The following is a 17,688-nucleotide window of genomic DNA, read 5'->3' on the forward strand; positions in this document are numbered from 1 at the left end:
TTACGCGTGGGTACCGTGGGGGCGTGCCGTCGCTCTCTCCCGCCACCGCCGCCGTCCGCCGAGCCGTGCGCACCGCGCTGGCCGCCCTGCCCTCCCCGCCCGATGCTGTCGTGGTGGCGCTCTCCGGCGGCGCCGATTCGCTGGCGCTGGCCGCGGCGACGGCATTCGAGGCCCGCGCCGCGGGGTTCGCGGTGCACACTGTCACCGTGGACCACGGCCTCCAGGACGGCTCCGACGGGGTCGCCGCCGATGCCGCGGCCGCCGCGACGGCGCTGGGCATCGCCGCCCGGGTGCAGCGCGTGGACGTGACGCCGACGGGGGACGGGCCCGAGGCCGACGCCCGCGCCGCGCGCTATGCGGCGCTGCGCGAGGTCGCGCGGGCCGAAGGCGCCCCCGTGCTGCTCGGGCACACGCTCGACGACCAGGCGGAGACGGTGCTGCTGGGCCTCGCGCGGGGATCCGGCGCCGGCAGCCTGCAGGGCATGGCGCCCGTGCGGACCGACGACGACGGCACGGTCTGGACCCGGCCGCTGCTGGCAGTGCGCCGTGAGACGACGCGCGCGGCGTGCGCGGCGGAGGGGCTCGTGCCGTGGGACGACCCGCACAACGTCGACCCCCGCTACCTGCGGGTGCGGGTGCGCGAGCGCGTGCTGCCGTTGCTCGAGGCGGAGCTCGGGCCGGGGGTCGCGGAGGCTCTCGCCCGCACGGCCGAGCAGCTGCGCGAGGACGCGGAGGCGTTCGACGAGATGATCCACGAGACGATCGAGGACATCGTGGAGCACGCCGAGGCGGGGATCTCGGTGAGCGCCGCGGCGCTGGCGGCCAACCCCGCAGCGCTGCGGAACCGCATCATCCGCCTCGTGGTCCAGAGCGAGTTCGGGGTGGGACTGACCCGCACGCAGACCGTCGAGGTCGCCCGGCTCGTCACCGACTGGTCGGGACAGGGCCCGATCGACCTGCCCGGCTGCACCGCCGCGCGCGTCGGCGGGCGGATCGTGTTCGCCGCGCGCTAGCAGCGCCGGATCCGGATCCGCCGCCCGAAGACGACGAGACGCGACCTCCCGGAGGAAGCCGCGTCTCGTGAGCGGACGTGCTGCGGTCGTTACCTGCGGCCGCCCAGCAGTCCGCCGAGGATCCCGCCGATGTCGATGCCGCCGCCGGAGCCGGAGTTCCCGCCGCCGAGCAGCCCGCCGAGGCCGCCCAGGATGTCGCCGAGCCCGCCGCCGCCCGAGGACTGCCCCTGCTGCTGGCCGCCGCCGAGGATCCCGCCGAGGATGTCGCCGAGCCCGCCACCGCTGCTCGTACCGGTCGAGGAGCTCTTGTGACCGTTGGCGATGAGACCCATCACGATCGGGGCGAGGATCGGCAGCAGCTTGCCGAAGTCGATGCCCGCGGTCTTCTGGTCGTTCGTCAGGGTCTGCGCCACCTGGTCGGCGTTGTCGCCGAACACGTGCGAGACGATCTTCTGGCCGTCCGCCTGATCGACGTCGTCGACCGACGATGCCCCGGAGAAGCCGTCGTGCTTGGCGAGGGCCGCCTCGATCGCCGCGGAGCCCTCAGGAGTCTCCGCGTTCTTGGCCAGGCCGCCGACGAGGGCCGCGCCGCCCTCCTGCACCGCCTGCCGGGCGACGTCCTCGCTGACGCCGAGCTTCTGGGCGATATCGCCGATCGGCACCTGCTTGAGGATCTCGTCGATGTCCATGGGACTCCTTCCGTCCACGGCGGAGGCTCGGTTCTCCCCCAAGCGCCACCCCGCCTCATCGCTCACAGTAGCGGTCAGGAGGATCGGATGGGCGACGGATCCGGTCGCATAAAATCGATCCATGCGTGCTGCGGACATTGCCGACGATCTGACCGACATCCTCGTCACGGAAGAGGAGATCCGCGCCAAGCTCGACGAGCTCGCGGTGCGCGTCGCCGCGGACTACGCCGGGAAGGACCTCCTCCTCGTCGGCGTGCTCAAGGGCGCGGTCATGGTGATGGCCGATTTCGCCCGGGCGCTGCCCTCCTCGGTGCCGATGGACTGGATGGCGGTCTCGAGCTACGGCGCGGGCACGCGCTCGAGCGGCGTCGTCCAGATCCGCAAGGACCTCGACACGGACCTGCACGGCAAGCACGTGCTGATCGTCGAGGACATCATCGACTCGGGACTCACCCTGAGCTGGCTGCTGGAGAACTTCGCCTCCCGCGGTGCGGAGTCGATCGAGGTGCTCGCACTGCTGCGCAAGCCCGAGGCGGCCAAGGTGCAGATCGACTGCAAGTACGTCGGCTTCGACATCCCCACCGAGTTCGTGGTCGGCTACGGGCTCGACTACGCGGAGCGCTACCGCAACCTGCGCGACGTCGCGGTGCTCGCGCCGCACGTCTACGCCTGATTCGGCACGCCGGCGCCCTTCGTCTCGCCTTCGGCTCGCTCAGGGACCGGATGCGGTACGCCGTGGGCGAATCCCCAGGAGGGGCCAAGCAGGGCCGCGCTACGCTGAACGGATCATGGATGTCAAGAAGATCACGCGCAATCCCTTCCTCTATGTGGGGCTGATCGGTCTGCTTCTGATCGGCGGATTCATGCTGATCACGAACCTCGGATCCTCTTCGCAGGTCTCCACTCAGGAGGGCCTGGATCTGCTCAAGGGCGGCACGGTCACCAAGGTTGTCAACACCGACGGCGACCAGCGCGTGGACATGACCCTGTCCAAGCCGTACAAGGGCGCGGAGGCGGTGCAGTTCTACTACGTCCAGGCGCGCGCCGCCGACGTGGTGAAGGCGATCGATGACGCCGCCCCGAAGGACGGCTACAACGACTCCGTGCCGAAGGCCAGCTGGTTCGACGGCTTCCTCTCCATCCTCATCCCGATGCTGCTGCTCGGCCTGCTGTTCTGGTGGCTCCTCTCGAGCGCCCAGGGCGGCAACAGCAAGATCATGCAGTTCGGCAAGTCGCGGGCGAAGCTCGTGAACAAGGAGAATCCGACCGTCACGTTCGCCGACGTGGCGGGCGCCGACGAGGCGATCGAGGAGCTCCACGAGATCAAGGAGTTCCTGCAGGACCCGGGCAAGTTCCAGGCGATCGGCGCGCGCATCCCGAAGGGCGTGCTGCTGTACGGCCCTCCCGGAACCGGTAAGACGCTGCTCGCGCGTGCGGTCGCCGGCGAGGCGGGCGCTCCCTTCTACTCGATCTCCGGATCCGACTTCGTCGAGATGTTCGTCGGTGTCGGCGCCTCGCGCGTGCGCGACCTGTTCACGCAGGCGAAGGAGAACGCGCCCGCGATCATCTTCATCGACGAGATCGACGCCGTCGGCCGGCACCGCGGTGCGGGTCTCGGCGGCGGCAACGACGAGCGCGAGCAGACGCTGAACCAGATGCTCGTCGAGATGGACGGCTTCGACCCGAACGCGAACGTCATCGTGATCGCGGCGACCAACCGTCCCGACATCCTCGACCCCGCGCTGCTGCGCCCCGGTCGCTTCGACCGGCAGATCGGCGTGGACGCGCCCGACCTCAAGGGCCGTCAGCGGATCCTCGAGGTGCACGCCAAGGGCAAGCCGCTCGCCAACGGCGTCGACCTCGAGGTCGTCGCCCGCAAGACCCCCGGCTTCACCGGCGCCGACCTGGCCAACGTGCTCAACGAGGCGGCTCTCCTCACCGCGCGCTCCAATGCGCAGCTCATCGACAACCGCGCCCTCGACGAGGCCATCGACCGCGTCATCGCCGGCCCCCAGCGCCGCACCCGCGTGATGAAGGACAAGGAGAAGCTCATCACGGCGTACCACGAGGGCGGACACGCGCTCGCGGCGGCGGCGATGAACTACACGGATCCGGTCACGAAGATCACGATCCTCCCGCGCGGCAAGGCGCTCGGCTACACGATGGTGCTGCCGCTCGACGACAAGTACTCGGTCACCCGCAACGAGCTGCAGGACCAGCTCACCTACGCGATGGGCGGCCGCGTCGCCGAGGAGCTCGTGTTCCACGACCCCACCACGGGCGCGTCGAACGACATCGAGAAGGCGACGTCGATCGCCCGCAAGATGGTGCTCGAGTACGGCATGACGACCGACCTGGGGCCGGTCAAGCTCGGCTCCGAGGGCGGCGAGCCGTTCGCGGGTCGCGACATGGGTCGTGGCCGCGAGTACTCCGAGACCATCGCGGAGCGGGTGGACACGCAGGTGCGCGCGCTCATCGAGCAGGCGCACAACGAGGCCTACGAGGTGCTCAGCGCCAACCGCGACATCCTCGACCGGCTCGCCCGCGAGCTGCTCGAGAAGGAGACGCTCGACCACAACCAGATCGCCGAGATCTTCTCCGACGTGAAGAAGCTCCCGGAGCGCCCGCAGTGGCTCTCCAGCGAGGACCGCCCGGTGTCGCTGCTGCCCCCGATCGAGATGCCGCAGCGCGGCGCCGAGACCGGTGCCGCCGCGAACGAGGCCGCTCCGTCCACCGCCGCGGGCCGCAAGCCGGCGACGGGCGGGAAGCCGCGTCCCGCGACGGCCTGAGCGATGAGCGTCGATCCGGAGCGCATCGCCGCGCTCACCCGTGAGCTGCTGCTCGCGATCGGAGAGGATCCGGAGCGACCGGGGCTGAAGCAGACCCCGGCGCGCATGGCGGACCTGTACGCCGAGTTCTTCGCCGGGGTCGGCGAGGACCCTGCGGCGCCCCTCGCGCACACGATCAGCGTCTCGCACGGACCCGCCCCGGACACCCTGCCCTCGGGCGCGGTGCTCCTGCGCGGGATCCGGTTCCGTTCGGTGTGCGAGCACCACCTGCTGCCGTTCGCCGGGCACGCGCACATCGCGTACCTGCCCGGGGAGCACGTCGTGGGCCTCGGCGCGCTCGTGAGGGTCGTCGAGATCCTCGCGTCCCGCCCGCAGGTGCAGGAGCGGCTCGGCGAGCAGGTCGCCGATGCGATCGCGTCCCACCTCGACGCGCAGGGCGTGCTCGTCGTCATGGACGCCGTGCACGGCTGCGTCACCATGCGCGGAGGACGGCAGACCGAGGCGTCGACGCTCACCATCGCCGCACGCGGCGTGTACACGGATCCGGTTGCGCGCTCGGAGCTCATCGCCCTCATCGGCTCGGGGTCCGGCGCATGACCGCGATCTGGGGGATCGTCAACGCCACACCCGACTCGTTCAGCGACGGCGGGCGCTACGCCGACGCCGAAAGCGCGGTCGCGCACGGACTGCTGCTGCGCGAGCAGGGCGCCGACGTGCTCGACATCGGCGGGGAGTCGACTCGTCCCGGCGCCGAACGGGTGCCCCTGGCCGAGGAGCAGCGGCGCGTGCTGCCGGTGATCGAACGCCTCGCCGCCGAGGGGATCCCGGTGAGCGTCGACACGCTGAACGCGTCCACCGCGGTCGCCGCCGTGCGGGCGGGGGCGCGGATCGTGAACGACGTGTCCGGCGGCCTCGCGGATCCGGACATGCTCGCGGCGGTCGCGGAGACCGGCGCCGACATCGCCCTGGGGCACTGGCGCGGCCCGTCTGCCGACATGTACGCGCGTGCCGAGTACGCACGCGTCGGGCGCGAGGTGGCCGCGGAACTGCGCGAGCGCGTGGCCGCGGCCGCTGCGGCGGGCATCGCGCCGTCGCGGATAATCGTCGACCCCGGGGTCGGGTTCGCCAAGACCGCCGGCCAGAACTGGGAGCTGCTGCGGGAGCTCTCCGACGTCGTCGCGCTCGGCCCGCGCGTGCTCGTGGGCACGTCGCGCAAGCGGTTCCTCGGCGAGGTGCTCGGGGAGGGCGCCGACGAGCGCCGCCGCGATCTGGCGACCGCCGTGACGAGCGTGCTCGCCGCCCGCGCGGGCGCCTGGGCCGTGCGCGTGCACGACGTCGCCGCGACGCGCGACGCCCTCGCCGTGCTGGGGGCCTGGGACGGCTGACAGGATCACTGTTCGGGCGATCTGTTTCGAGGAGCGATGTCCGCTCTGATTCGGCCGCTCGAGCAGCAGACCTCGCTCCTCGAAACCTGAATCCGGTCGTGTGCTGGCTGACGTGCCGTCGGCGGCCCGCCGTAGGCTGGGGGCATGGAATTCCTCGACGGCATCACGCTCACGGGCCTGACCGTGTTCGGGCACCACGGCGTGTACGCGCACGAGCGTGAGAACGGGCAGGACTTCGTCGTGGATCTGCGCCTGCACCTTCCGCTGCGCGCCGCTGCCGCGAGCGACGACGTCGCCGACACCGTCCACTACGGCGAGCTCGCCGAGCGGGTCGCCGCGATCGTCGCCGGCGAGCCGGTGAACCTGCTGGAGACGCTCGCGGTGCGGATCGCCGACGCCGTGCTCGAGGACAAGCGGGTGCGGATCGTCGAGGTCACGGTGCATAAGCCGCAGGCCCCGATCCCGCTGAACTTCGGCGATGTGGCGGTCACCGTGCAGCGCGTGCAGCACGGCCACGAGCAGCGCCCGGTGACGGGCGCCCACGAGCATGCCACGGCAGGGGGAGCATGACCCCGCCGATCCGTCCGATCCCGCCGGTGCCCCGCGGGGGCCGGCTGCCTGCGCTCGACCCTCGTCCCGAGGAGGCGCCGGTCCAGGCCGTCGTCGCGCTCGGCTCGAATCTCGGCGACACCGCCGCCACGATCGAGGAGGCCGTGCGTGCGATCCGCCGCCTGCCGCTGGTCGACGACGTGCGGGTGTCACGCGTCTTCACCACGGTCGCGCTGCGGCCGGACGGCCCGGATCCTGACGCCCCGCGGTTCGCCAACGCCGTCGCGATCGTGACCACGCGCCTGGCCCCGCAGGTGCTGCTCGGCATGCTGCACGCGATCGAGGAGGAGCACGGCCGGATCCGCGCCGAGCGCTGGGGCGACCGCACCCTCGACCTCGACCTGATCACGTACGGCGACGTGGTGAACGACGACGAGCACCTGCTGCTGCCGCACCCGCGTGCGTTCGAGCGGGCGTTCGTCCTGGAGCCCTGGCTCGACGTGGATCCGGATGCGGTGCTGCCGGGCCGGGGCCGCGTCGCCGACCTGCTGGCCGCGCTCGAGGACGGCTCATGAAGCGGATCTCCCCGGGGCTGCTGCTCGTGCTGGCGCTCGCCGGTGCGGCCGTGGGCTTCCTCCTCGACCACGCGCTGACCACCGCGGGGCGGCCGACGTTCACGCCGTCGATCGTGCTGCCGATCTTCCTCGCTCTGCTCGCGATCGCGGTGCTCGCGCTGGCGTGGCCGATCCGCCGCAGTACGCGCTCGGCCACGCGCCGCCGGGTCGACCCCTTCCGCGCCGTCCGGATCGCGATGCTCGCCCGCGCCTCGAGCCTGGTGGGTGCGGTGATCACCGGCTTCGGCGCCGGGCTCGGCGCGTACCTGCTCTCCCGCCCGATCACGCCGCCGATCGGCGCGATCATCGCGACCGCCGCCGCCGCGCTCGTGCTCACGATCGCCGCGGTGATCGCCGAAAGCTTCTGCATGCTGCCCGGAAACGGGCCCCACGACCCCGACGGCCAGAACGGGCCGCGCCTGGAGGACGACGATGACGATTCCCGAGCCGCCGCAGACTCCGGATCCTGACACCGCCCGCACGCCCTCCGCGTGGGCGCCCGCCGCAGACGCACCAGCCGTGCACGCGGCGCCGGCCGCGGCCGCCGTGCTGGATGACGGCACCTATCCCGCGCTGCGCGCGCCGCAGGGGCCCGGCGCGCTCAGGTTGGACGGGTCCTGGCATCAGATCTCGCCCAAGTACGTCGTCGCCGAGGTGCTCCTGCGCGTGATCCTGCTGATCATCGTCGCGGTCGGCGCGTACGCCGCGACGACGCTCATGTCCCAGCCGTGGCCGTGGGCGTGGACCGCTGCCGGCGTGATCGCGGCCGGGATCCTGATCGAGCTCGTGATCCTGCCCCGGCAGGCCAAGGCGATCGGCTACATGCTCCGCGCCGACGACATCGTGTTCCGGCGCGGGATCCTCTGGCAGCGGATGATCGCCGTGCCGTACGGGCGGATGCAGCTCGTCGACATCACCCGGGGTCCCGTCGACCGGGCGTTCGGGATCGCGAAGCTCAAGCTCGTCACGGCCGCCGCCACCACCGGTGTGGAGATCCCCGGGATGACCGAGGACGCCGCGGAGGCGCTGCGGGACACCCTCATCGACGTCGCCGAGATGCGCCGGACGGGCCTGTGAGCACGCCCGAGCAGCAGCACGACGCGTACGGTCGGGGCGCGGTGTCCCCGGTGCCGCCGGGTGCCTCCGTGCCGGCCGCGTCCCCGGCTCTGCCGACGGCGTCCGGTCCGGCCTCGCGACCGGGTGCTCCGACGCTCGCGGACGGCGAGTGGCACCGGATGCATCCCCTCACCCCGCTGCTGAAGGGCGGGCTGGTGCTGGTGATCGTGCTGGGCTATCTCATCGCGAACCTGCGCGAGCGGATCCTGGAATGGTTCATCTCCCTGGTCACGCCAGCGCATCTGCCCGAGCTCGGCGGCGACCCGGTCGACTGGGTCGTCGACAACAACCTCGTCATCGTGGTGCTGCTCGGCGTGCTGGCCCTCGCTGTGCTCCTCATAGCCCTGTTCTGGCTGATGTGGCGCTTCCACCAGTTCCGCATCACCGAGGCGCATGTCGAGGTGCGCAAGGGCGTGATCTTCCGCTCGCACCGCCGCGCCCCGCTCGATCGTGTGCAGGGGGTCAACCTCACCCGGCCGTTCCCCGCCCGCCTCATCGGACTGGCGAAGCTCGAGGTCGACGGTGCCGGCAACGACGCCAACGTGCCGCTGGAGTATCTCTCCACCGCCCGGGCGGAGGCGGTGCGCGCCGACATCCTGCGCCTGGCGTCCGGGGCGCGGCACGCCCGCGAGGCGACCAGGGGCGTCGCCGATCCCGCGGCGGCCCGCACCATGCGCGCGCAGCTCGCCGCATCGATGGACGCGGGGGTCACCGGGCTGATCGCGGGCGTCGACCTCGACGACATCGCGCCGGAGCACGTGCTGCGGATCCCCACCGGTCGCCTCGTCGGCTCGCACGTGCTGTCGGGCCTCGTGTGGCTCGCCGTGTTCGCGGTGATCTTCCTGGCCGCGATGATCGGCACGCTGCCCGCCGTGCTGCAGGACGTGGGCCCGGCCGGGGGAGTGGTCGCGGGCGGTGTCGCGCTGGCGATGGGGATCCCGCTGCTGCTGGCCGCCGTCGCGGTCACCTGGAGCCGGATCGCGCGGGCGCTGCGCTACTCGATCGCGCCGACGCCGGACGGCGTGCGGATCACGTTCGGCCTGTTCACCACGGTGACCGAGACGATCCCGCCAGGGCGGATCTTCGCCGTCGAGGTGATGCAGCCGCTGCTGTGGCGTCCGTTCGGCTGGTGGTCGGTGCGGATCAACCGGATGAGCGGCAAGTCCGCGTCGCAGCAGCAGTCCAGCCAGGGCCAGCAGTTCAACATCGTGCTGCCCGTCGGCGTTCGCGCCGACGTCGAGCGGGTGCTCGGGCTGATCCTTCCCGATGTGCCCGCCGACGTGCTGCCGCTGATCTGGGAGCAGGGCGTGCTCGGCCCCGTCGCGGACGACCCGTACGCCACCATCCCGCGGCGGGCGTGGTGGCGCCGGCCGCTGTCCTGGCGCCGGCACGGGCTGGCGCTGACCGACTTCGCGCTGCTGCTGCGCCGCGGGCGGATCTGGCGGCAGCTGGCCGTGTTCCCGCTCGCGCGGCTGCAGGGCTTCTCGCTGCACCAGGGCCCGATCGACCGCGCCCAGCGGGTCGCCAAGGCGCAGGCGCACTCCGCCATCGGGCCCGTCCGGGGCAGCGTCTCCGGGCTGGACGCCGAGGTGCTGCTCGGCATGCTGAATGCGCTGCCCGGTGCCGCAGCGCGGGCGGCCGCCGCGGATCGCGCGCACCGCTGGGCCGAAGAGCGCGAGGCGGAGCGGGACGCTGCGGCGGAGGGGCACGCCCTCCCGGCGGAGCTGGGTGGGACCGCGAGGAGCGTCGGGGGCACCGCGGGGAACGCGGACCTCGGCCGCACCGCGGGGAGCGCCGCGGGAGCTGCCGCAGGCGACGCGGGCGGAACCGCCGCCGGGAGCGCGTCGTGACACGGGCAGGGCGCCTCGAGGTCGGGATCGTCGGGGCGGGGCACGTGGGGCCGGTGATCGGCGCGGCCCTCGCCGGGGCCGGGCACGCGCTCGTCGGCGTGACGGCGGGATCCGACCCCGACCGCACGGCCGCCGTGCTGCCCGGGGTCACGGTGATGGATCCGCCCGAGCTCGTGCGCGCATCCCAGCTCGTCGTGCTCGCGGTGCCGCACGACCAGCTGCCGGGGCTCGTCTCGGGCCTCGCCGAGCTGGGGGCGTGGCAGCCCGGGCAGCTCGTGCTGCACACCGACCCCGGCTACGGCACCGACGTGCTGGAGCCCGTGACGCGCAGCGGGGCCATCCCGCTCGCCGTGCATCCGGCGATCTCCTTCACCGGAACCACGCTCGACCTCCGTCAGCTGCAGGCGGCGTACGCCGCGGTGACCGCGCCCGCGATGGTGCTGCCCATCGCGCAGGCGCTCGCCGTGGAACTCGGCTGCGAACCCGTCGTGATCGACGAAGCCGACCGCCCCGCGTACGCCGAGGCGATCGCCACCGCATCCGAGTTCGCGCGCTCGATCGTCGGCCAGGCGACGGGGATCCTCCGCGGCATCGGGGTGGAGAACCCGGGAGGCTACCTGTCGGCCCTCGTCTCGTCGACGTTCGATCGCGCACTGCGCGAGGCCTCCCCGCCGGATCCCCTGCCGCCCGCCGACCCTTTCTCCTGACCGCGGACCTCCTGACCGCGAGACTGCAACCACGCGACGAGACTGCAGCAGTCTGTTGCAGTCTCGTCGTCCCGTTGCAGTCTCGCGGTCAGCGCCCGACGATGACGTCGGGCCCGCGTCGCGCTGGCGTTGCGGGCGGGGAGCGGGGCGGATCCGGCGCGGCGGGCGCGAAGGTGCGCGCCGGTAGACTGGTCGGCGACTTTCGAGGAGCCCCACTCATGACTGACGCGCCCGCGCCGACCCCTGCCAGCAGCGACCCCGCGGAGGGCGCGTCGAACGGCTCGGGGGCCGGGGAGGACACCTTCGAGCAGCGGGCGGTGCGGCTGGCCAAGCGCGAGCGGCTGATCGCCGACCGTGCGGATGCGGCGGGCGGCGCGTTCCCCGTTTCCGTGCCCGTGACGCACACGATCCCGCAGCTGCGCGCCGAGTACGGCGAGCTCGAGGCCGGCGCCGAGACGGGCGTCGTCGTCGGCGTGGCCGGTCGCGTCGTGTTCAGCCGCAACACCGGCAAGCTCTGCTTCGCCACGCTGCAGGCCGGCGACGGATCCCGGATCCAGGCGATGATCTCGCTCGCCAACGTGGGCGAGGAGTCCCTCGCGCGCTGGAAGGAGCTCGTCGACCTCGGCGACCACGTGTTCGTGCACGGGGAGGTCATCTCCAGCCGCCGCGGCGAACTGTCCGTCATGGCCGACGACTGGGCGATCGCGTCGAAGGCGATCCTGCCGCTGCCCAACGCCTACGGCGAGCTCAGCGAGGAGAGCCGCGTGCGCAGCCGTTTCCTCGACCTCATCGTGCGCGACCAGGCCCGCAGCACCGTGCGCGCCCGCGCCGCGGTCAACGCCAGCCTGCGCCAGACCTTCACCAGCCACGGCTTCCTCGAGGTCGAGACCCCGATGCTGCAGGTGCAGCACGGCGGCGCCTCCGCGCGCCCGTTCATCACGCACTCGAACGCCTTCGACACGGAGCTGTACCTGCGCATCGCGCCGGAGCTCTACCTGAAGCGCGCCGTCGTCGGCGGCATCGAGCGCGTCTACGAGATCAACCGCAACTTCCGCAACGAGGGCGCCGACTCCACGCACAGCCCCGAGTTCGCGATGCTCGAGGCGTACCAGGCGTACTCCGACTACAACGGGATCGCCGACCTCACGCAGGAGCTGATCCAGAACGCCGCGATCGCAGTGGCAGGATCCACGCTCGTCACCTGGGCGGACGGCACCGAGTACGACCTCGGCGGCCAGTGGGACCGGATCTCGATGTACGACTCGCTGTCCGCGGCCGCGGGACGCACCTTCACCCCGTCCGACCCGATGGAGGAGCTCATCGCGTTCGCCGAGGCGAGCGGCGTCGACGTGCCGCCGCATGCCACGCACGGCAAGCTGATCGAGGAGCTGTGGGAGCACTTCGTCAAGAGCGGACTGGAGCGGCCCACGTTCGTCATGGACTTCCCCGTCGACACCTCGCCGCTCGTGCGCGAGCACCGTTCGATCCCGGGCGTGGTGGAGAAGTGGGACCTGTACGTGCGCGGCTTCGAGCTGGCCACCGGGTACTCGGAGCTCGTCGACCCGGTCATCCAGCGCGACCGCTTCGTCGAGCAGGCCAAGCTCGCCGCCGGCGGCGACCTCGAGGCGATGCGCGTGGACGAGGAGTTCCTGCGCGCTCTCGAGCACGGCATGCCCCCGACGGGCGGCATGGGGATGGGCATCGACCGTCTGCTCATGGCCATCACCGGCCTCGGCATCCGCGAGACCATCCTCTTCCCCCTCGTCAAGTGACGCGCCCTCCCTCCCGGTGCCTTGCGCCTCGGGAGGAGGGTCCAGGCGCTCACGGTACGGCGGCGCGGAACGCCCAGTCCGGCAGCATGCCGGCTTCCACCACGGCCCGCAGCAGCTGAGCGAAGCCGAGCTCCGGATCCACGGCCTGCGCCTGATCCAGGTACCGGGCGGCGTGCGTCGCGCGCCCGATCGCCCAGGACAGCCACGCCGCGGCGGCCAGGGGGCCGCCCCTCGCCGCCCGCGGGGCGAGGGCGATCGTGCGGCGCATCAGGGTCAGCGCGACGCCGAGACGGTCGCGGTCCGGGCTCGCGCCGTGCCCGATCAGGATGCCGCCGACGTCGGGCGGCACGTCCAGCCCGGACGCGCTGTGGCACAGCTGTGCGGCCAGCGCCCGGTCGCCGTGGTCGATGCTGCTCGCCCACTGCACGAGCGCGACGTCGCGCAGCGCCGGGCGGTTCAGGATCCAGATCAGCGCCGCGGTCGCGAACGGTGACGCCGTCTCGGGAGTGTCCAGCAGCTCCTCCAGGAACGAGGGCAGATCGTCGAGCAGGAGCGCCGTCTCGTGCGCGCGCGGGTCCACGCGACCGGACCCGTCCGGGGGCGTGCGCAGCGGTCCCGCCGGGCCGAGCACCCGTTCCAGGGCGATCAGCGCACGGCCGACTGACTCCGCGGCGAGCAGTCCGGGGGCGGGCAGCTCGGTGCCGCTGAACTGATCCGGCGCGGGGCCGGCGAACCCGGGCACGCGCGGCGGGTCCGGAACCTCGGAGAGGGGATGCGGCGGTCCCTGCGGATCCCGGTAATCGGACCAGGAGCCGGCGCCGACGTGCAGCGCCTCCACGACGTGCAGGCCGCGGGCGCTCGCCTCGCCGATCAGCGCCTCGACGAGGGCAGCCGCGGGCATCGGCTCGTCGCTCGTCGCCCCGCCCTCGGCGTAGACGGTGATCGCGAGCCCGTCGACGTCGGGGATGCGGCCGACGAGCGCGAGGGCGGCGGTGGCGAACTCGGTCGCGGTCGGCGCGACCCGCGGCCGCGCGGGGGCCGAGGCGGGTGACGCCACGGAGACCGCACCCGATAGCGACGCCGCGGCGTGCGCATCGGGTGGCGGCCCCGCGGAGGCCGCGCCGGACGGCAGGTCGAAGCGGAGGGCGCCCGCGGTGCGTGAGCGCCGGAAGGGCAGCAGCACCACGGAGTCCCGCGGAGTGAAGCCGGTGAGCACGGGGATGGCGGCGAGCAGCTCTGCGGCGCCCGCGGCGTGGACGATCGTTGTCATGGATCCACGATCGGCACCGCGCCGGATCCGGTTCCGCGTCAGGAACGGGACGGGGGAAACTCCCTCGCCGGATCCGCGATGTGCGGATCGATCGACTGCACCGGCGGCACCGACCGCTCCCAGCCCGCGCACCAGGGCCGCGGGTAGGATCGAGGGCATGGACGAGTTCTGGGTGGCAGCCGCGTGGTCGGTGATCCCCACGATCGTCGTCTGCATCGTGTTCTGGTTCGTCCTCCGCGGGATCATCCGCTTCGACCGCACCGAACGGCAGACGCACGCGCGCATCGAGGCCGAGGAGCGCGCCGCCCGCGGTCTTCCGCCCCGCTCGTCCTGATCGCGCTGCACGGACGCAGTCCGCTCCGGCGGTGCGAAGTGCGGCGCTCGTCCTGATCGGCGCTCCGCAGCCGTTGCCCGCGTCCGGCGATGCGAGGGGCGGCACGCCGCGGCCGTAGTCTGCGGCCGACGCCGCGACTCCCGTGCCGCGAGGCCGGCGCGAGCCGTGATCACTCGCTCCCCGAGGTTGTCCGCACCAGCCGCTACTGTGGACGAAGCCGCCGATTGGCGGCGCACCCCGGTTCAGGAGGACGTGCATGACGTCCGATGCGTGGCCCTGGTGGCTCGTCGCGTTCGGCATCGCGGTCGACATCACGATCCGCGTGATCGCGATCATCGTCGTGCCGCGCAACCGACGCCCTACCGCCGCGACCGCGTGGCTCCTGGCCATCTACTTCATCCCGTACATCGGGGTGCTGCTGTTCCTGCTGATCGGGAATCCGCGCCTGCCGCGTGCACGGCGCAAGAAGCAGGAGCTCATCAACGCGACCATCGCGGAGGTCACCAAGGGGCTGCACCTGGGCACGCCTCGCCCCGGCACCCCGGAGTGGCTGAGCTCGCTCATCGGCATGAGTCAGCGCCTCGGCGCCCTGCCGCTGTCCGGTGACAACGGAGCGCACCTGATCTCCGACTACCAGACCTCGCTCGACGCCATGGCTGACGCGATCCGGCGCGCGCAGAAGTACGTGCACGTGGAGTTCTACATCCTGCAGTCGGATGCGTCGACCGACAACTTCTTCTGCGCGCTGGAGGAGACCGCCGCCCGCGGCGTGCCGGTGCGCGTGCTGCTGGACCACTGGGCGAACCGCTGGAAGCCGCGGTACAAGCAGACCATCCGCCGGCTCGACGCGATGGGTGCGGACTGGCACCTGATGCTCCCGGTGCAGCCCTTCCGGGGGCGCACCCAGCGCCCCGACCTGCGCAATCACCGCAAGCTCCTCGTCGTCGACAGCGAAGTGGCCTTCCTCGGTTCGCAGAACGTCACCGACTCGACCTACAACCTCCCGAAGAACATCAAACGCGGGCTGCACTGGGTCGACCTCATGGTGCGCGTCGACGGCCCGGTCGTCGCGAGCGTCAATGCCGTCTTCCTGTCCGACTGGTACAGCGAGACCGACACGGTGCCGGAGACCGTCGACTTCGTCCCCCAGGGCAGCGGATCCGGCGACCTGGACTGCCAGATCGTGCCGTCCGGCCCCGGATTCGAGGCCGAGAACAACCTGCGCCTGTTCCTCGGACTGCTCTACGGCGCCCGCCGCAAGATCATGATCGTGAGCCCGTACTTCGTCCCGGACGAGGCCCTGCTCCTCGCCGTGTCCACCGCGTGCGACCGTGGGCTGCAGGTCGAGCTGTTCGTCTCAGAGGAGGGCGACCAGGCCGTCGTGTACCACGCCCAGCGCAGCTATTACGAGGCGCTGCTGCGGGCGGGCGTGCGGATCTGGATGTACCGCAAGCCGTACATCCTGCACACCAAGAGCCTGACGATCGACGACGACATCGCCGTGATCGGATCCAGCAACATGGACATGCGCTCCTTCGGTCTCAACCTCGAGATCTCGATGCTCGTGCGCGGCGAGGAGTTCGTCCAGGAGGTGCGCGCAGTGGAGGATCAGTACCGCGCGCTGAGCCGCGAGCTCACCCTCGACGAGTGGCTGCAGCAGCCGCTGCGCTCGACCGTGCTGGACAACCTGGCCCGTCTCACGTCGTCCCTGCAGTAGCCGCGCGGAGCGTGCCCGGACCGGGGTCGCGGTCGTGGCCACCGCACACGCGCCTGGCTACCATGTGCCCATGAGGATCCGCACCGGCCTGGCCATCGCGGCGATCGCCGCCTCGCTGTCGATCGCGCTGGCCGGCTGTGCGCAGCTGGAGCCGGTCGGTGCACCGGTCCCGACCGACTCGGCGCCCGCGGAGCCGTCCACCGACCCCGCCGCGGCCTGGCTCGACGGCGGTCGGGGGATTGGCCTGGTGACCTATGGATCGTCCTCGCTCGCCTGCACCCCGGCGGTGCAGGACGTGAACGCCGACGGACAGACCGTGACGGTTACGCTCGCCGAGCCGGATCCGCAGGCTGTCTGCACCGCCGACTTCGCGCCCCGAGCGACCTACGTCGCAGTACCGGAAGGCGTCGACCCGGCGAAGGACGTGACGCTGTCGTTCGACGGAGTCGGATCCCAGGGGCGGCTGACCCTGACGGGGAGCAGCGCTCTCGGTGCGCCGAAGCAGGGCGCACCGACCGCCGCCTGGTTCTCGCCGAGCGGGATCCTCCTGCTCACCTGGGGATCCTCGAGCTGCCGTCCGATCGTGTCGGGCGTCGCGGAGGAGAAGGCGGGCGCGACCGTGACCTTCCAGACCGACGCGACGCAGATGTGCACCATGGACTTCGCTCCCCGGATCACCGTGCTGACCGTGACGCCTCCCGCGGACCCGTCGGACTACACGCTGACCCTGAAGGGCGACCACCTCGACGGCGAGGTGAAGGTCGTCGGCTGACGCGCAGATCGCGTCGAACGACGACCGGCCCCCTGAACCGGCGTCCACCGGTCCCTGAGCTTGTCGAAGGGGCCGAGGTCAGGCCGGGTTGATCACGTGCCCGGCGGGCAGCGCGATGAGCAGCGCCCCGGGATCGATGCGGCAGCGGATCCGCACCGCTTCCCCGAACTCGTCGCCGTCCAGCTCCACGGGCGCCGGTTCGGTGGTCGCCGCTTCGGCGTCGCGCCCGCGCAGGTAGTGGATCGAGCCGCTGGATCCGGTGAGCTCGATCACGCGCCGGCCGGCCTTGCTGCGGCGCAGCACGGAGTTCTGCCACCACACGGTGCGCCAGACCTTCACCCAGCCGAACGGGCCGCGCGCCTGGATGACGGCCACGTCGAGGTCGCCGTCGGTGATCGACGCGTCCGGGACGAGAGCGATGCCGGCGGGCAGCGCGCCGCAGTTCGCGAACAGCATGCTGTGCACCTTGACGGAGTGCAGGCGCCGGTCCTCCACGGCGTACACGATGCGGAACGGCTTGGCGCCGGGGAGGGACCGCGCGGCGCCGTCGACGTAGGCGACCCAGCCCACGGACTTCTTCAACCCCGGACGGGTGTTCGCGATCATGTGCGCGTCGAGGCCGATGCCGGCGAGCACCACGAAGCCGTGCTCGTGCACATCGCCGTCCGCCCGGGTCAGCTCCGCCCAGCCGATGTCGACGGGGTGGCGGTCGCCGCGGAACACGGCATCGATCACGGCCGACGGCGCGTCCAGCGCGAGTCCGAGGTTGCGCGCGAGCAGGTTGCCGGTGCCGCTGGGCACGATCGCGAGGGGCACGCCCGTGCCGGCCATCGTCTCCGAGACCGCGCGCACCGTGCCGTCGCCGCCGGCCACGAGCACGGCCGCGGCGCCGCGCTCGAGCGCCGTGCGCGTCGCGCCCTGGCCCGGATCCTGCACCGACGTCTCGATGATCAGCGGCTCGTCCCAGCCGGCCTCGGCCGACAGCGAGCGCAGCAGCCCGGCCAGCCGCGGCGCGTCGGCCTTCACCGGGTTGACGACGAGCGCGGCGCGCGGGCGTCCGGCGGCGTCTGTCATGCGGTCAGCCTAGTCCGCGCATCCGTGCGCACCATCG

At 72.3% G+C, this 17,688-nt stretch carries 18 protein-coding genes; 15 read left to right on the forward strand and 3 right to left on the reverse strand.

Features of this window, described 5'->3' with window-relative positions; translation table 11 throughout:
* The first annotated feature begins 23 nt into the window (after positions 1-23).
* Positions 24-1,013 carry a tRNA lysidine(34) synthetase TilS gene (gene tilS, locus ACYQ1L_RS02440; RefSeq protein WP_460002679.1) on the forward strand — a complete coding sequence of 330 codons (990 nt, stop codon included), beginning with the start codon at positions 24-26 and terminating at the stop codon, positions 1,011-1,013.
* Positions 1,014-1,102: 89 nt separating this feature from the next.
* On the opposite strand, the gene ACYQ1L_RS02445 is transcribed toward tilS, so the two are convergent.
* Positions 1,103-1,702: a DUF937 domain-containing protein gene (locus tag ACYQ1L_RS02445; protein WP_460002680.1), complete on the reverse strand. Its 600-nt coding sequence runs from the start codon at positions 1,700-1,702 to the stop codon at positions 1,103-1,105.
* A gap of 121 nt (positions 1,703-1,823) precedes the next feature.
* Between ACYQ1L_RS02445 and hpt the strand changes: the two genes are divergently transcribed.
* The 11 genes from hpt (at position 1,824) to lysS (ending at position 12,484) form a co-directional block, all read left to right on the forward strand.
* Entirely contained in the window at positions 1,824-2,375 is a 552-nt protein-coding gene (hpt, locus tag ACYQ1L_RS02450; RefSeq protein ID WP_460002681.1) for a hypoxanthine phosphoribosyltransferase, read from the forward strand.
* A gap of 115 nt (positions 2,376-2,490) precedes the next feature.
* Positions 2,491-4,491 carry an ATP-dependent zinc metalloprotease FtsH gene (ftsH, locus tag ACYQ1L_RS02455; protein ID WP_460002682.1) on the forward strand — a complete coding sequence of 667 codons (2,001 nt, stop codon included), beginning with the start codon at positions 2,491-2,493 and terminating at the stop codon, positions 4,489-4,491.
* Positions 4,492-4,494: 3 nt separating this feature from the next.
* On the forward strand, positions 4,495-5,088 hold the full coding sequence (gene folE / locus ACYQ1L_RS02460; RefSeq protein WP_460002683.1) for a GTP cyclohydrolase I: 594 nt from the start codon (positions 4,495-4,497) through the stop codon (positions 5,086-5,088).
* Positions 5,085-5,876, forward strand: coding sequence for a dihydropteroate synthase (gene folP, locus ACYQ1L_RS02465; RefSeq protein WP_460002684.1), 792 nt, complete (start codon positions 5,085-5,087; stop codon positions 5,874-5,876). The genes folE and folP overlap by 4 nt, the downstream gene beginning before the upstream one ends.
* 144 nt (positions 5,877-6,020) lie before the next feature.
* The gene (folB, locus tag ACYQ1L_RS02470) at positions 6,021-6,446 is read left to right on the forward strand and encodes a dihydroneopterin aldolase (RefSeq protein WP_460002685.1); all 426 of its coding nucleotides are present in this window, start codon (positions 6,021-6,023) and stop codon (positions 6,444-6,446) included.
* Positions 6,443-7,000, forward strand: a complete 558-nt coding sequence (gene folK, locus ACYQ1L_RS02475) for a 2-amino-4-hydroxy-6-hydroxymethyldihydropteridine diphosphokinase (RefSeq protein ID WP_460002686.1) — start codon at positions 6,443-6,445, stop codon at positions 6,998-7,000. The genes folB and folK overlap by 4 nt, the downstream gene beginning before the upstream one ends.
* Positions 6,997-7,509: a DUF3180 domain-containing protein gene (locus tag ACYQ1L_RS02480; RefSeq protein ID WP_460002687.1), complete on the forward strand. Its 513-nt coding sequence runs from the start codon at positions 6,997-6,999 to the stop codon at positions 7,507-7,509. The genes folK and ACYQ1L_RS02480 overlap by 4 nt, the downstream gene beginning before the upstream one ends.
* Positions 7,472-8,116: a PH domain-containing protein gene (locus ACYQ1L_RS02485; protein ID WP_460002688.1), complete on the forward strand. Its 645-nt coding sequence runs from the start codon at positions 7,472-7,474 to the stop codon at positions 8,114-8,116. Before ACYQ1L_RS02480 ends, ACYQ1L_RS02485 begins: the two co-directional genes overlap by 38 nt.
* Positions 8,113-10,005: a PH domain-containing protein gene (locus ACYQ1L_RS02490; protein ID WP_460002689.1), complete on the forward strand. Its 1,893-nt coding sequence runs from the start codon at positions 8,113-8,115 to the stop codon at positions 10,003-10,005. Before ACYQ1L_RS02485 ends, ACYQ1L_RS02490 begins: the two co-directional genes overlap by 4 nt.
* Positions 10,002-10,712 (forward strand): DUF2520 domain-containing protein, encoded by a 711-nt coding sequence (locus tag ACYQ1L_RS02495; protein WP_460002690.1) that lies wholly within the window; start codon positions 10,002-10,004, stop codon positions 10,710-10,712. The genes ACYQ1L_RS02490 and ACYQ1L_RS02495 overlap by 4 nt, the downstream gene beginning before the upstream one ends.
* Positions 10,713-10,930: 218 nt before the next feature.
* Positions 10,931-12,484 (forward strand): lysine--tRNA ligase, encoded by a 1,554-nt coding sequence (lysS, locus tag ACYQ1L_RS02500; RefSeq protein WP_460002691.1) that lies wholly within the window; start codon positions 10,931-10,933, stop codon positions 12,482-12,484.
* A 49-nt stretch (positions 12,485-12,533) separates the two neighbouring features.
* Here the strand turns inward: lysS and ACYQ1L_RS02505 are convergent, their stop codons facing one another.
* On the reverse strand, positions 12,534-13,754 hold the full coding sequence (locus tag ACYQ1L_RS02505; RefSeq protein WP_460002692.1) for a DUF4192 family protein: 1,221 nt from the start codon (positions 13,752-13,754) through the stop codon (positions 12,534-12,536).
* A 157-nt stretch (positions 13,755-13,911) separates the two neighbouring features.
* Between ACYQ1L_RS02505 and ACYQ1L_RS02510 the strand changes: the two genes are divergently transcribed.
* The 3 genes from ACYQ1L_RS02510 (at position 13,912) to ACYQ1L_RS02520 (ending at position 16,577) form a co-directional block, all read left to right on the forward strand.
* Complete coding sequence (locus tag ACYQ1L_RS02510; protein WP_201298663.1) at positions 13,912-14,088, forward strand: hypothetical protein; 177 nt, start codon at positions 13,912-13,914, stop codon at positions 14,086-14,088.
* A 256-nt stretch (positions 14,089-14,344) separates the two neighbouring features.
* Positions 14,345-15,805 (forward strand): cardiolipin synthase, encoded by a 1,461-nt coding sequence (gene cls / locus ACYQ1L_RS02515; protein WP_460002693.1) that lies wholly within the window; start codon positions 14,345-14,347, stop codon positions 15,803-15,805.
* A 70-nt stretch (positions 15,806-15,875) separates the two neighbouring features.
* Entirely contained in the window at positions 15,876-16,577 is a 702-nt protein-coding gene (locus ACYQ1L_RS02520; RefSeq protein ID WP_460002694.1) for a hypothetical protein, read from the forward strand.
* A 78-nt stretch (positions 16,578-16,655) separates the two neighbouring features.
* Here ACYQ1L_RS02520 and ACYQ1L_RS02525 read toward each other — a convergent pair whose 3' ends face one another.
* Entirely contained in the window at positions 16,656-17,651 is a 996-nt protein-coding gene (locus tag ACYQ1L_RS02525; RefSeq protein WP_460002695.1) for a diacylglycerol/lipid kinase family protein, read from the reverse strand.
* Positions 17,652-17,688 lie beyond the last annotated feature (37 nt).

Source organism: Microbacterium xylanilyticum (genome assembly GCF_054654695.1).

Coding starts and splice junctions, on each gene's coding strand:
- folE (WP_460002683.1), top strand. CDS start 4,495: ATGAGCGTCGATCCGGAGCGCATCGCCGCGCTCACCCGTGAGCTGCTG.
- folB (WP_460002685.1), top strand. CDS start 6,021: ATGGAATTCCTCGACGGCATCACGCTCACGGGCCTGACCGTGTTCGGG.
- ACYQ1L_RS02510 (WP_201298663.1), top strand. CDS start 13,912: ATGGACGAGTTCTGGGTGGCAGCCGCGTGGTCGGTGATCCCCACGATC.
- ACYQ1L_RS02480 (WP_460002687.1), top strand. CDS start 6,997: ATGAAGCGGATCTCCCCGGGGCTGCTGCTCGTGCTGGCGCTCGCCGGT.
- ACYQ1L_RS02505 (WP_460002692.1), bottom strand. CDS start 13,754: ATGACAACGATCGTCCACGCCGCGGGCGCCGCAGAGCTGCTCGCCGCC.
- ACYQ1L_RS02485 (WP_460002688.1), top strand. CDS start 7,472: ATGACGATTCCCGAGCCGCCGCAGACTCCGGATCCTGACACCGCCCGC.
- ACYQ1L_RS02525 (WP_460002695.1), bottom strand. CDS start 17,651: ATGACAGACGCCGCCGGACGCCCGCGCGCCGCGCTCGTCGTCAACCCG.
- folP (WP_460002684.1), top strand. CDS start 5,085: ATGACCGCGATCTGGGGGATCGTCAACGCCACACCCGACTCGTTCAGC.
- lysS (WP_460002691.1), top strand. CDS start 10,931: ATGACTGACGCGCCCGCGCCGACCCCTGCCAGCAGCGACCCCGCGGAG.
- ACYQ1L_RS02520 (WP_460002694.1), top strand. CDS start 15,876: ATGAGGATCCGCACCGGCCTGGCCATCGCGGCGATCGCCGCCTCGCTG.
- ACYQ1L_RS02445 (WP_460002680.1), bottom strand. CDS start 1,702: ATGGACATCGACGAGATCCTCAAGCAGGTGCCGATCGGCGATATCGCC.
- folK (WP_460002686.1), top strand. CDS start 6,443: ATGACCCCGCCGATCCGTCCGATCCCGCCGGTGCCCCGCGGGGGCCGG.
- ftsH (WP_460002682.1), top strand. CDS start 2,491: ATGGATGTCAAGAAGATCACGCGCAATCCCTTCCTCTATGTGGGGCTG.
- hpt (WP_460002681.1), top strand. CDS start 1,824: ATGCGTGCTGCGGACATTGCCGACGATCTGACCGACATCCTCGTCACG.
- cls (WP_460002693.1), top strand. CDS start 14,345: ATGACGTCCGATGCGTGGCCCTGGTGGCTCGTCGCGTTCGGCATCGCG.